Source organism: Ectothiorhodospira lacustris, from assembly GCF_022227785.1.
Classification (GTDB): Bacteria; Pseudomonadota; Gammaproteobacteria; order Ectothiorhodospirales; family Ectothiorhodospiraceae; genus Ectothiorhodospira; species Ectothiorhodospira lacustris.
This window is the reverse complement of sequence record NZ_JAJNQM010000044.1, coordinates 1-12,527: the sequence shown is the minus strand read 5'-3', so window position 1 is coordinate 12,527 and position 12,527 is coordinate 1. Positions and strand designations below refer to the sequence as shown.

Genomic DNA, 12,527 nt, shown 5'->3' with positions numbered 1-12,527 from the left:
AAACCATGCGCTGTGCCGAACCCGGATTGCTCGTACCCGCCTGGCCGGCACCGGCCGGTGTGCGTTCGATCTCGACGACCCGCGCCGGGGGCGTCAGCCGGCCCCCGTTTGACGACTTCAATCTGGGCCTGAATAACGGGGATGACCCGAAGGCCGTGATCCACAATCGCCGTCTGCTGAGGCAGCGCCTGGGTCTGCCCCGCGAGCCGTGCTGGCTTCATCAGGTGCATGGCATCCGCGTGGTGGAAACCAGTTGTTGCGGTGATCAGCCAGCGGCGGACGCGGTGGTTGCCTTTGCACCGGGGCCGCCCTGCGTGGTGATGACGGCGGACTGCCTGCCGGTATTGTTCTGTGACCACGCCGGCACCCGGGTGGGGGCGGCCCACGCCGGCTGGCGGGGGCTGGCCGGCGGGGTGCTGGAGGCCACGGTTGAGGCCCTGGGCTGCCCGCCCGGGGAACTGATGGCCTGGCTGGGGCCCTGCATCGGTCCCGGCGCCTTCGAGGTGGGAGACGAGGTGCGGGCCGCCTTTCTGCAGCAGGATCCGGGCGCCCATGACGCCTTTGCGCCGTCCTCGACAGGGCGCTGGCTGGCGGATCTGCGGATGCGGGCACGACGACGGTTGGCGGCCTGCGGCCTACGCAGCATTCAGGCGGAAACCGCCTGCACCTTCAGTGACGCACGCCGTTTCTATTCCTTTCGCCGGGACGGGGAGACCGGGCGCATGGCCACGCTCATCTGGTTGGTGGACTGAGGGTTATCCCGGCCTCCGGACGCAGGTATTGGTACTGCTCCATCACACGTATGATGTATTGACGGGTTTCGGCAAACGGTGGCACACCACCATGGCGCTCCACGGCTCCCGGGCCGGCATTATAGGCGGCCAGAGCCAGGGTCACGTCATGGTCGAAGCGTTCCAGCATCCGCGCGAAATAGGTGACGCCGCCGCGGATGTTCTCGGCGGCATCAAAGGCATTGCTCACGCCCAGCTCCCGGGCGGTGCCCGGCATCAATTGCATCAGGCCCTCTGCGCCCACCCGGGAGACGGCGTGGCGATCGAAACAGGATTCCACCATGATGATGGCCCGAATCATCTCCTCGTCGACCCCATGATGGCGCGCGTAATGGCGGATGGTGAGCAGATGATCCAGGGCGCGCTGATTCATGATGGTGCGGGTCACGCCACGGCAGGCATGGGAGGCGGTGGGGCGGCCATAGCGCCCCACAAAGGTATAGTCCGGGCCCATGTCGCGCCGGTCCGTGAACAAAGGGGTGCCGTCCCGGTCCCTGTAGATGTAGATATCCGCGCCCAGACCGATGGGCAGGCAGAGGGCAAGCACTGATATTGTCAGTGCCGCCGGTTTGCCCCATCGTCGGAGGAAGCGATGCATTGTGTTTGGACCTCTCTGCGCAGATCATAATGGATAACCTAAAAACCGGCACCACGCATGTCTGGTCATTCATTCACCGATAATCGCCCGGTTTTTCCGGACGGCCTGCTCAGGGCGCTTGCCCGGCGGTCCGCCTGGCCCCGGGCGGAACTGGCGCAGCATCTGTCCATTGCGGAGTCCGAGGTTGAAGCGGGGTTGGATATCCTGGACTCCCTGGGCCTTGCATTGCTGAGGACGGAGGCCCGAGTGGGCCTTCGGGATCCGCTGGAGTTGCTGGATGAGGCGCGCATCAGGGCGGCCGGCACCGGCGGTGACCGCGGCCTGAAGCTACACGTCCTGGAACAGGTGGACTCCACCAATACCCGGTTGGCGCAGATGCGCCGCCAGGGGATGGCACCGCCGATGGCCTGTGTGGCCGATATCCAGTGGGCCGGGCGCGGACGTCGGGGACGGCAGTGGCTCATGCCGCCGGGCTCCGGGCTGCCCTTGTCCATCCTCTGGGATATCCACCACTGGCCTGTACCGGACCCCACCATCACCCTGGCGACGGGGGTGGTGGTCATCCGGGTGCTGGAAAGCCTGGGTGCCCGGGGGCTGAGCCTGAAATGGCCCAATGACATCCTGGTCCATGGCCGCAAGCTGGGGGGCATCCTGGTGGAAGGGCACGCCCAGGCAGGTTCTGGGGCCGGTTTGATCCTGGGTCTGGGACTGAATCTGCGTCTGCCCGAAGGCTTGCCCATCGATCAGCCCTATGGCGATCTACAGGGCGCCGGCCTGGATCCGGCTGTGTCCCGCAATGTCCTGGCCGCCAGGCTCTTGGAGGCCTTGACCGACATGCTTATCGCCTATCCCGACCCCGGCTTTGCCGCCTACCGGGCGCAGTGGTTGGCCCATGATGCCTGCGCCGGCCGGTCGGTGGTGGTCCGGGGAACCCGCACCCTGGAGGGTACAGGGTGCGGTGTGGATGCCGGTGGGCGGTTGCGGGTGCTGACCGCGGGGGGCATGGAGCTTGTGGAGGCGGGGGAGGTCAGCTTGCGGGCCGATCCATGAAACTGCTGCTGGACGGGGGTAACACCCGTGTCAAATGGAGCTGCTGGGAAGCGGGCGTGCCGGGAGCTTCCGGGGGGGTGGCCCACGGCGGGAGCGACTGGGCGGATCTTCCGCGCCGTCTTGATGCCGCCCTGGGATCGGTCACGCCCGAGGCGGTCTGGGTGGTGGAGGTGCTTGGGCATGATTTTCGGTGCGCCTGTCGTGAATTGTGCGAGGTTCGGGGCTGGCCTGTCCCGCGCTTCTTTTCATCGGACCCTGCCCTGCATGGGATTTACAGCGACTATCTTGAGCCGGCCCGGCTCGGGCTGGATCGCTACGCGGCCATGGCCGGTGCCAGGGCGCTGGGACATGAAACCGCCATCATCGTGGACTGCGGCACGGCGGTGACCCTGGACCTGCTGGTACCGGAAGGGCGCCATCGGGGCGGCCTGATCCTGCCGGGGCTGGGACTTATGCGTCGCAGCCTGGGACGGGCACCGGGGGTGGCCGGCATGACCGAGGGGAAGGATGATTGCCACGTGGCGGTCTGTACGGCCGACGCGGTGGCCTCGGGGACGCTGCAAGGTCTGGCGGCCGCTATTGCGCATCTGAGTCGTGGACTGCTCAAGAACATGGGCGCTGACGGCGTTGCTCCGGCTCGATTGCTCACCGGTGGCGATGCCCGGCACCTTCAACCACTGCTGGATGACGACTGGTCCGTGGAGCCGCACCTGGTATTTCGGGGGTTGGCCCACGTGGCGGATCGCGATTGATGCGGTGGCTGTTTCTGCTATTGCTGATGCTGAACCTGGCGTATCTGCTGTATGGACCGGCACGGCCTGCGTCGGAGCACGCTCTGGAGCCGGTGCCAATGCAGCAGCGCGCCGACATTCCCCTGCTTCGGTTGCTGAGTGAAGGCGTGCCTTCCACGGATGGGATATCGCAGGCAGGGAGGGCTGCCTGCGTCAGCCTGGGACCCTTCAATACCCCCCGGGCGGCCGCTCCCTTGCAGGCCCTGCTATCGGGCGAAGGGTTGTTATACCGTGTGCGGCCCATGGTCGAGTCCATGCCCCTGTCCTACTGGGTGGTGCTTGAGCCCACTGACGGTCGAGCCGGGGCGCAGGCGGCCATGGCAATGCTGGCGGCCCGGGGGATGAATGATCATTTCATCATCACCGACGGTCCCCATCGGGATGGCCTGTCACTGGGGCTGTTCTCCGAGCACGCCAGGGCCTTGAGACGCCTGGAGCAGGTGCGCGGGATCGGGCTGGAGCCCGTCATTGAGACGCGCTACCGGGATGTGACCCTGTACTGGGTCGAGGTGGATGTCTCCTTGCAAATGCTTGGGGCGTTGCTTCCAGGGTTGCCCGAGGGCATTTTGCTGGTGGAGCGGACGTGTCGGTAAATTGCCTTGGGACCTTGCCTGAAAGCCGGTGAGGGATACCCAATCACTGCACGTGATGGTAGAGTTCACCTGTTGTCTTAACGTGGGCAAGGCCGGTATAGCTCAGCTGGTAGAGCAACTGACTTGTAATCAGTAGGTCCCGGGTTCGACTCCTGGTGCCGGCACCATCTTGGTATGATTTTTCCTTGCCCAAAGGTGCGGACCTTACATGGAGCTGCGGCCCACCCGTTGACCTTATGCCTCCCGTATGCTCCCCTTGTGCCTCCCGTCAGCCGTTCAAGCTGCTCGAATGGCCTGCTCCGGTTCGTCTGCCCCTTAGACACTGTCAAAAAAATCGACTATCCTCAGCCGTAGGGCTTGAAAAGTGTGAGCTGCGTCACATAGTATGTGTGACACACGTCATATAAGTCCGTGGCATGGTGTAAAGGACGGCAGGTATCGACATACCTGCCGTCACTCCAGGATCAGGTTGATCACCGCGTGTCACCCAAGCAAGAGAGAGGTTTGGGTATGGGCAATCCAGCAGAAAATAGGGTGTTGGCTACCGTCGTCGACAGCGCAGAATATGAAGTTCAACCTCAACCCGGCGTTCGTAACACATCCCACAGTGGGCTGAGTTCGGCTACGGCGGGGATAAAGCGGCCGGTCAGGGTCAGGCACGGTCATATCAATATCCTCGGACGGGATATCTCCACCCCGGTCATTTTCCTGGCCTCCGCCGAGGCCCTGGTCTTCGGCCTGGCACTTCTGGCCGCCTGTTTCATCAAACTTCCGTTTCCACCGCCCCTCCCGGCCGTATTGGACATCATCTGGTCCCTGCAGATGCTGGCCTTTGTTGTGCTGGGCATGGTGGGTATGCTGAGTATGGGCCTTTACCGACGGGGATTCCGCGGTGGCGCCAACGCAGTGGTACTACGGATCCTGGGCGCCGCCCTGCTGTCGGTCGCCATGATGTCCATGCTCTTTTATGTCTTTCCGGACCTGTACTTTGGTCGTGGCATCATGGCCATCGCCATGGGCCTGGCCATTCCCGGCATATTGGTCACCCGTTTCGGCATTTTCCGGCTGCTGGCTCACGATGCCTTCAAGCGGCGGGTGCTGGTACTGGGGGCGGGGGAGTCTGCCCAACTGTTCAATCGCCTGCGGCGCAAGTCCGATCAGGTGGGTTTCATCCTCGTGGGGTTTGTGCCCAGACCCGGGGAAAAGACCAAGGTGGCCAGTGATTCCACGCTGAGGCTGGACACCCCGTTACCCGAGTTCGTGCGCAGTCATCACGTGGACGATCTTGTCATCGCCTATGATGATCCCCGCGGCGGCTTTCCGGCGGAGGAGTTGATGCATTGCAAGATGCAGGGTCTGCATGTGCTGGACATCGCCGACTTCTTCGAGCGGGAGGCGGGTTTGCTCAAGCTGGATATCTTGCGTCCCTCCAGCATGATCTTCGGACGGGGCTTTCGCCAGACCCTCTATCAGCAGTATGCCAAGCGCGCACTGGACGTGGTCACCAGTCTGGCCATGCTGGCCTTTGTCTGGCCCTTCATGCTGATCTGTGCCGTCGCCGTCATGATCGAGAGCAAGGGGCAGGGTTCGGTCGTCTTCCGCCAGGTGCGCACCGGGCAGCATGGCAAGCCCTTCACGCTGTTCAAGTTCCGCAGCATGATCATGGATGCTGAGAAGGACGGCGTGGCCCGCTGGGCCCAGAAATCCGATCCCCGGGTCACCCGCTTTGGTGCCTTCATGCGCAAGACACGACTGGATGAGTTGCCCCAACTCATCAACGTGCTGCGCGGCGACATGAGCTTCGTCGGTCCACGGCCCGAGCGCCCCGAGTTTGTGGAACAACTGGGCGGCAAACTCCCCTATTATCACCATCGCCACTGGGTCAAGCCGGGGCTCACCGGTTGGGCCCAGATCCATTACCCATACGGGGCCTCCGAGAAGGATGCCTTCGAGAAGCTCAAATACGATCTTTATTATGTGAAGAATCAGAGCATGTCCCTGGATCTGCTGACCATTGTCCAGACCGTGGAAGTCGTTCTCTGGGGCAGAGGCTCGCGCTGACAGCGGTCAGCCTTCACGCTCCCCCGCAGGCATCGTTCTCCCTCACCCCGACCCTCTCCCACGCGGGCGGGGAGGAGGGATGACCATGGAGGTTTCCCGTGTCCCTGGGCGTGACCGGATACGCCATCGCCGCCACCGGCTTTTTCGCTCTGCTGGCCGTGCTGCTGATCGGCTGGCAGCGCCGCCTGCAGGGCGCCTTGCTGATCCTGGCCGCCGCTGCCGGCATCCTCTGGGCGCTGACCCTGGCCGCCCAGGCCGCTTGGCCCGAACGCATCCCCCTGTTCCTTGCTTTCCCCGCCGAACTGCTCCGGGATGCGGCCTGGATCGGATTTCTCTGGGGGTTGCTCTGGCAGGCACGCCCCGGCACGCCCTCATCCCCGGCAGACGCCGCGAATACTGATCCGGGTCGTCCTCTCATCTTGCTGGGTGTGGCGGCATTGCTGCTGATCCTGGGGCTATCCATCTACCTGCTGCTCCATTCCATGCTGCCGGAGGCCTGGATGCGCGGGGATGTCCTCCTCGGCGGCAAGCTCTTGCTGACCCTCATTGCCCTGTTGCTGGTGGAACAGATCTACCGCAATACTTCCCGGGAGGGGCGGTGGGCGATCAAATATCTGTGCCTCGGTGTGGGAGGCATCTATCTGTTCGATTTTTACATGTACGCCGAGTCCCTGCTGTTTCGCAACGTGGATGCAGGTCTGTGGGAGGCGAGGGGATTCATCAACGCTTTGGTAGTGCCCCTGATCGCCGTGTCTGCCGCCCGCAATCCCCGGTGGTCCCTGGATGTCTATGTCTCTCGGGGCATGGTCTTCCACACAGCCACCCTGTTGGGGGCCGGTGTCTATCTACTGCTGATGGCGGCGGCAGGCTACTATCTGCGGGTCTTCGGCGGTGAATGGGGCAAGGTATTCCAAGTCGTATTCCTGTTTGCTGCCCTGGTGAGCCTGTTGGCGCTGGCTGCCTCCGGGCGCCTGCGCGCTCAGTTCAAGGTCTTTGTCAGCAAACACTTTTTTAACTACAAGTACGACTATCGGGAAGAGTGGCTGCGTTTCATCTCCACCCTGGCCGACGAGACCCGGCATGAGGCCCTGCCCACCCGGGTGATCCGCGCCCTGGCGGATATCGTCGACAGCCCCGGTGGGCAGCTGTGGATGCGCAGCGGCGGTCGGCATTTCACCCAGATGGCCCAGATCAACATGGCCGAGGCCGGCCACCATGCCGAGCCGATGGACGGCAGTCTGGCCTGCTATCTGCTGGACACGGGCTGGGTGCTGGACGTGGAGGAATGCCGGTCCGAACCCCACCGCCATCCCGGTCTGCGGCTACCGGACTGGATACGGCTCAGTGAACGGATCTGGCTGCTGATTCCATTGAAACAAGGGCAGGAATTGCTGGGCTTCGTGGTGCTGCTGCCCCCCAGGGCCCACCGCACCATGAACTGGGAGGACCGGGACCTGCTCAAGACCGCCGGGCTTCAGGCCGCCAGCCATCTGGCCCAGATGCAGGCCCTGCAGGCCCTGTCCGAGGCCCGGCAGTTCGAGGCCTTCAACCGGCTGTCCGCCTATGTGGTGCATGACCTGAAGAACCTGATCGCCCAGCTGTCCCTGGTGGTCAGCAATGCCCGGCGCCATGGCGACAATCCGGCCTTTCTCAAGGATGCCATCGGCACGGTGGAAAACGCCGTGGAGCGCATGAACAAGCTCATGCTGCAGTTGCGTACCGGAGATCCGGGGCGTGACATGGCGCCGGTGGATGTGGCACTTCTGGCCGCCCGCGCCGTGGCGCAGGCTCAGGGGCGTGCACCGATGCCGGAACTGGCTCACAATGGAGCGCCGATCCCGGTATTGGCTGACCCGGAGAGATTGCTGTCCGTGATGAATCATCTGATCCAGAATGCCCAGGAAGCCACGCCGCCCGAGGGCGAGGTGAGGCTCAATCTCCGGCGTGACAGCCGCCAGGCTTACCTGGAGATCCGCGACAGCGGCACCGGCATGACGGCCGAGTTCATCCGCGAACGCCTGTTCCGGCCCTTTGATACCACCAAGGGACTCACAGGCATGGGCATCGGCGCCTATGAAAGCCGTGAATTCGTTCGCGCCCTGGGGGGGGATCTGGAGGTGTGGAGCGAACCGGGCGTGGGGTCGCGATTCCGGATCAGTATTCCTTTGGCCCAGGAACAAGAAGAAGCCCCTCTCCCGCTCGCAGAAAAGCAACCAGACCACGGCCAGTGAGGCACCCAGACGTTGACCGGAAGCACTCAGCAAAATCCCGTACTTCTCCTGGTGGAGGACGACCCCGGCCTGCTCAGTCAGCTGCGCTGGTGTTTTGACGACTTCGAGGTCCTGACCGCTCAGAACCGGGAGGAGGCCATTGCCCAGTTGCGTCGCGGCGAACCCTCCGTGGTCACCCTGGACCTGGGCCTGCCGCCGGATCCGGGCGGTGCCACCGAAGGTCTTGCCACCTTGGAGCAGATCCTCTCCCTGGCCCCGGAGACCAAGGTGATCGTGGTCACCGGCAACAACGACCGCGACAACGCCGTCAAGGCCGTGGCCCTGGGGGCCTACGATTTCTACCAGAAGCCGGTGGACGCGGACATCCTCAATCTCATCGTCAGGCGTGCTCACCGCCTGTTCGAACTGGAAGCGGAAAACCGCCGCCTGTCGGCCCGCCAGGCCACCGAACCCCTGCCGGGCCTCATTGCCGCCAGCCCGGAGATGCTCAAGGTCTGCCGCACCGTGGAAAAGGTGGCGCCCACCGATGCCACTACCCTGCTGCTGGGCGACAGCGGCACCGGCAAGGAAGTGATTGCCCAGGCCCTCCATGGGCTGAGTCGCCGCAATAAAGGCCCCTTCGTGGCCATCAACTGCGCCGCCATCCCGGAAAACCTGCTGGAAAGCGAACTGTTCGGCTATGAAAAAGGCGCCTTCACCGGTGCCGTCAAGCAGACCCGGGGCAAGATCGAGTACGCCGACGGCGGCACCCTGTTCCTGGACGAAGTGGGCGACCTGCCCATGCCTCTGCAGGCCAAGCTGCTGCGGTTTTTGCAGGAGCGGGTCATCGAGCGCATCGGCGGCCGGGGAGAGATCCCCGTGGACGTACGGGTGGTCTGTGCCACCCACCAGGACCTTTCCACCCTCATTGCCGAGGACCGGTTCCGCGAGGACCTGTTCTACCGTATCAGTGAAATCACCATCCATATCCCGGCCCTGAAGGATCGTATCGGTGACGCCCACCTGCTGGCCCGTGTGCTGTTGGAACGATTTGCCGGCAAGCAGGGGCGTACCATGCGCGGTTTCTCACAGGATGCCCAGAGCGCCATCGAACGCCATGACTGGCCGGGCAACGTGCGGGAACTGGAAAATCGCATCAAGCGGGCGGTGATCATGGCCGAAGGCAACCAGGTGACGGCGGAGGATCTGGAACTGTCGGCCGACGGCGAAGACCCGCTCATGCTCAACCTGCGTCGGGTACGCGACGAGGCGGAAGGCAAGGCGGTGCGGCGGACATTGCAGATGGTGGGGGGCAATATCTCCCGGGCGGCTGAACTGCTGGGGGTGAGCCGGCCGACGCTATATGATTTGTTGAAGAAGCATGATTTAGGCAAAGAGGATGCCTGAATCCGGCGTGCCCTACGATGGCGCCGGCCTGGACGCCGGATCCCTCGGCGCCCTTGTGCCGGATGTGGTCGAGCCGGTGCTCTATAAGGTGCTCTACAAAAGTGACCTGATCTGTCTTTCGAAGCGCAGGCCGGTGTCATGTTCCGCTACGATCCTGGCCCACGTTTGGGCGTTTTCCGCATAGTCGGGCACCTCAAGCAGTTGACTCGCCAGTCTGGCGATTCCCTCGGGAGAGACCTGTCCGGCGCGCATCCGTGTCCCCGTGCCGGATTTTTCAACACACATCATGTTTAGGTACTGATCCATGTTGTCGGCAATCCCGAGGATCGGCACGCCGGCGGCTAGCGCCTGCTGGGTGGAAAGGCTACCGCCGTTACAGATCATCAGCGATGATCGGGCCGCGGCCTCAATGCCCGGCAGGAAATCGGCAGTCAGGGCGTTGTCGGGGAGGTCGTTCAGGGTGCGGCCGGAGGTGGCGGCAATGACGGTTACGGGCAGGGCGGCCAGACCCTGCAGGATGCGGGGCAGGATCCGCTGATCCCCGGAACTGCCCAGGGCGACGTAGACGATGGGGCGGTCCTCCGGCAGCGTGTCCCACCAGTCGGGTCTGGGACTGTCCGGCGACCAGAGTATCGGACCAAGCCACTGATGGTTGGCCGGTAGGGAAGTGGTCGGCACAAATGCCGGGATGTCCGCATAGAGTGTCAGGTCAGCGTCCGTGTAAGCCTTCTGCAGGCTGCCGCCCAGGCTGGGTAGCCCGTATTCCCTGCGGATGGTATTGAGCCCCTGGGCATGCAGGGCAAAGATCGTGGGCTGTAGCCTGGAGAAAAACCACTCGGACAGCCCGACCCCGAACACCCGGGTGATCGGATGTTCGGGTAGCGGAAATTTCAGGCGTGAGTAGGGGGACCAGTAGGCGTTGGTGATGGTGACGTAAGGCACCTTGCAAAGGCGCGCGCTGATGCCCAGGGAGATCCGGAAGTCTCCCACGACAAGGTCCGGTCGAGTGGATTCCAGTAGTTCAAGATCCGAGCGTACGTAGTCTCGCAGGGTAGGCTTGTCGTAAACCGCTTTACCCTTGGCAAGGTTTTCCAGAAAATCCCTCGAAGGAATCGTCCGCAGGGGGCGCAGATCCCCGGGCAGGGCATCGAAAAGTTTCAGGTAGCGGTCATCACAGGCAAATATGATCTGGTAGCGGGCAGGATCCAGGCCACGGGCCATCACCATGGGGCGCACCACATGGGCCAGAGTGACGGATTCACCGACGAACAGGATGCGTTTCCTGTCCGCCTGGTGGTGTGCCGGCATTTTACTTTCCATCCCTGGACTGTGTGTTTTATCGGGATGAAAGATCGCGGTCATGAAGTAATTTTGTCGTGTCCGGAAGTCTTGAGCAATTTTGACAGGGGCAGGCGCAGGGACCGTGCCGCCGGATTGGGACCGTAGCCGACCCGCCCCATGAAGACTCCCTGGTGTACCGCGGTCTCGCCCGCCAGGGCCTGCAGATCCCGGGTCAGGCGAACGGCCCGTTCCATGGATTTGGACTCCCGGCTGAATTCCACCTGTCCATGAATATAGGAGGCGAAGATCAGCGGCGTCATCTCCGGCTGGAATTGCAGGCCGAGCCGGGTTGCGGTCAGCCAGAAACGCTGCATGGCCCGGCCACCGGCAATGTAGTCGTCCATGGTGGTCAGCGGCTGCCTGGAAACGATGACGAAATGTGCCCCACAGTTCAGGGCCGGGAGCAGGTCCATCTGCAATCTCGGCAGCAGGGTGCCGCCCAGGTAGCGGTTGAGGAAATGAACCCGTTGCCAACTGGCCAGTGCCCAGCGCATCAGTTTCAGCCCCAGGGGATCCATGCCCAGTGCCTGATCGGGGATGCGCTCGGTGCTGTACTGTGCATTCCAGTCGATGATGCTGCTGTGGACCGGGTAAGCCTCGGGGGTGGTCAGGCGGACCAGAGCGTTATCCCAGAGCAGTCTGGCCATGCGACGCCGTTCCCCCGGTTCCTGCAGCCAGACCACATAATGATCCGGACCCACGGCGGCTTCCAGCGCATCACGATGACGGGATGTAAGGGGGCGGCGCTGCATGGATCGGCGCTGGGTACTACGGGCCGCAATGAAGGGTGCCAGGGGATGGCTTCGTGCCGGGCTTTCGATCAGTTGCACGTCGAATGTGGGCCGGTTTTCAGGCGCATCCAGCCGTCGCTGGATGTCGCAACGAAATCCATGGGTAGCGGCGGCGATGTCCAGGGTTTCCAGCAATCCGCCCAGCGCGATCTGGCTGGCACGGCCCCGCAGGTCGTAGATCACATGGTCACGGGTGTCGTGGCCGTGGATGGTGAAGCGGGTGTCGTCGTGAATTTCGAAACGCCAGGGCTGGGTGTTGTCGCCGCTGGGGGCCCAGCGGGCCTGGGAGAGGATGGCTTGAAGTATCCCGGCAGGAGCAGCGTCTTGTTCCTGTAGCATGGCTGAATGTTGGGTGATTTTGGCTACTTGGCGATATCCAAGCTGACGCTTGAGTGTTTGCAGGGGGCCGCGGTTGCCCCAGCGCAATTTGCCACGACTATAGGTCATCCGATAGGCATCAAAACTGTGGAAGTAGGGTGCTGGATAAACCGGACCCCGTTGAAGCAGAATTTTCAGGGCCTCAGTTGCGGTCACGCCCGCACAGAGTTGACAGGCCATGATCGTGGAAGGGCCTCGTTTTTCCGGGAGGTTGACCCGCTGTGGATCCACGAGATAAGACCGGTGAGGAGCCGATGGAGTGAGACCTAGCAGGAAATTCACATACTGCTTTTCCTCGGGTAAGCCACTCAGGCAGAAATATTCTTCAAACGACATCCCATCAGGCATGAATATAATGTAGGCCGTGCCCATGCCGATTGGTCCTGCTGTAATTGCAGGAATGCCGCGTGCGGCGCAGGCCGAGAACACTTCGGCTCGAAGTCTTGGGGCAAAAAAATCGAGACCATCCACGAATAGATCGACGTCGTTTAAGAAGGCATCTATGTTTTCTGACTG

Annotated in this window: 10 protein-coding genes and 1 tRNA gene; 8 read left to right on the top strand and 3 right to left on the bottom strand. The window is 63.0% G+C overall.

Annotated elements, in window-relative coordinates:
- Positions 1-5 precede the first annotated feature (5 nt).
- Positions 6-752, top strand: a complete 747-nt coding sequence (pgeF, locus tag LQ952_RS09810) for a peptidoglycan editing factor PgeF (protein ID WP_238622476.1) — start codon at positions 6-8, stop codon at positions 750-752.
- On the opposite strand, the gene LQ952_RS15890 is transcribed toward pgeF, so the two are convergent.
- On the bottom strand, positions 733-1,338 hold the full coding sequence (locus LQ952_RS15890) for a lytic transglycosylase domain-containing protein (protein WP_347402065.1): 606 nt from the start codon (positions 1,336-1,338) through the stop codon (positions 733-735). The genes pgeF and LQ952_RS15890 overlap by 20 nt on opposite strands.
- Positions 1,339-1,446: 108 nt before the next feature.
- Between LQ952_RS15890 and LQ952_RS09795 the strand changes: the two genes are divergently transcribed.
- The 7 genes from LQ952_RS09795 to prsR all read left to right on the top strand — a co-directional run bounded on the left by LQ952_RS09795 (position 1,447) and on the right by prsR (position 9,501).
- Positions 1,447-2,439, top strand: coding sequence for a biotin--[acetyl-CoA-carboxylase] ligase (locus LQ952_RS09795; RefSeq protein WP_238622475.1), 993 nt, complete (start codon positions 1,447-1,449; stop codon positions 2,437-2,439).
- Positions 2,436-3,191, top strand: a complete 756-nt coding sequence (locus LQ952_RS09790; RefSeq protein ID WP_255722444.1) for a type III pantothenate kinase — start codon at positions 2,436-2,438, stop codon at positions 3,189-3,191. Before LQ952_RS09795 ends, LQ952_RS09790 begins: the two co-directional genes overlap by 4 nt.
- Positions 3,191-3,823, top strand: a complete 633-nt coding sequence (locus LQ952_RS09785) for a hypothetical protein (protein ID WP_238622473.1) — start codon at positions 3,191-3,193, stop codon at positions 3,821-3,823. Before LQ952_RS09790 ends, LQ952_RS09785 begins: the two co-directional genes overlap by 1 nt.
- Before the next feature lie 91 nt (positions 3,824-3,914).
- Positions 3,915-3,990 (top strand) — tRNA-Thr (locus LQ952_RS09780).
- Between the two features lie 370 nt (positions 3,991-4,360).
- Positions 4,361-5,884: a TIGR03013 family XrtA/PEP-CTERM system glycosyltransferase gene (locus LQ952_RS09775; protein ID WP_238622472.1), complete on the top strand. Its 1,524-nt coding sequence runs from the start codon at positions 4,361-4,363 to the stop codon at positions 5,882-5,884.
- 98 nt (positions 5,885-5,982) lie between these two features.
- Complete coding sequence (gene prsK / locus LQ952_RS09770; RefSeq protein WP_238622471.1) at positions 5,983-8,115, top strand: XrtA/PEP-CTERM system histidine kinase PrsK; 2,133 nt, start codon at positions 5,983-5,985, stop codon at positions 8,113-8,115.
- 12 nt (positions 8,116-8,127) lie between these two features.
- On the top strand, positions 8,128-9,501 hold the full coding sequence (gene prsR / locus LQ952_RS09765; RefSeq protein WP_238622470.1) for a PEP-CTERM-box response regulator transcription factor: 1,374 nt from the start codon (positions 8,128-8,130) through the stop codon (positions 9,499-9,501).
- Positions 9,502-9,594: 93 nt separating this feature from the next.
- On the opposite strand, the gene LQ952_RS09760 is transcribed toward prsR, so the two are convergent.
- Positions 9,595-10,809 (bottom strand): glycosyltransferase, encoded by a 1,215-nt coding sequence (locus LQ952_RS09760; RefSeq protein WP_238622469.1) that lies wholly within the window; start codon positions 10,807-10,809, stop codon positions 9,595-9,597.
- 50 nt (positions 10,810-10,859) lie between these two features.
- Entirely contained in the window at positions 10,860-12,515 is a 1,656-nt protein-coding gene (locus LQ952_RS09755) for a ThiF family adenylyltransferase (RefSeq protein ID WP_347402066.1), read from the bottom strand.
- Positions 12,516-12,527: the final 12 nt, after the last annotated feature.

Coding starts and splice junctions, on each gene's coding strand:
- pgeF (WP_238622476.1), top strand. CDS start 6: ATGCGCTGTGCCGAACCCGGATTGCTCGTACCCGCCTGGCCGGCACCG.
- LQ952_RS09795 (WP_238622475.1), top strand. CDS start 1,447: ATGTCTGGTCATTCATTCACCGATAATCGCCCGGTTTTTCCGGACGGC.
- LQ952_RS09790 (WP_255722444.1), top strand. CDS start 2,436: ATGAAACTGCTGCTGGACGGGGGTAACACCCGTGTCAAATGGAGCTGC.
- LQ952_RS09785 (WP_238622473.1), top strand. CDS start 3,191: ATGCGGTGGCTGTTTCTGCTATTGCTGATGCTGAACCTGGCGTATCTG.
- LQ952_RS09760 (WP_238622469.1), bottom strand. CDS start 10,809: ATGCCGGCACACCACCAGGCGGACAGGAAACGCATCCTGTTCGTCGGT.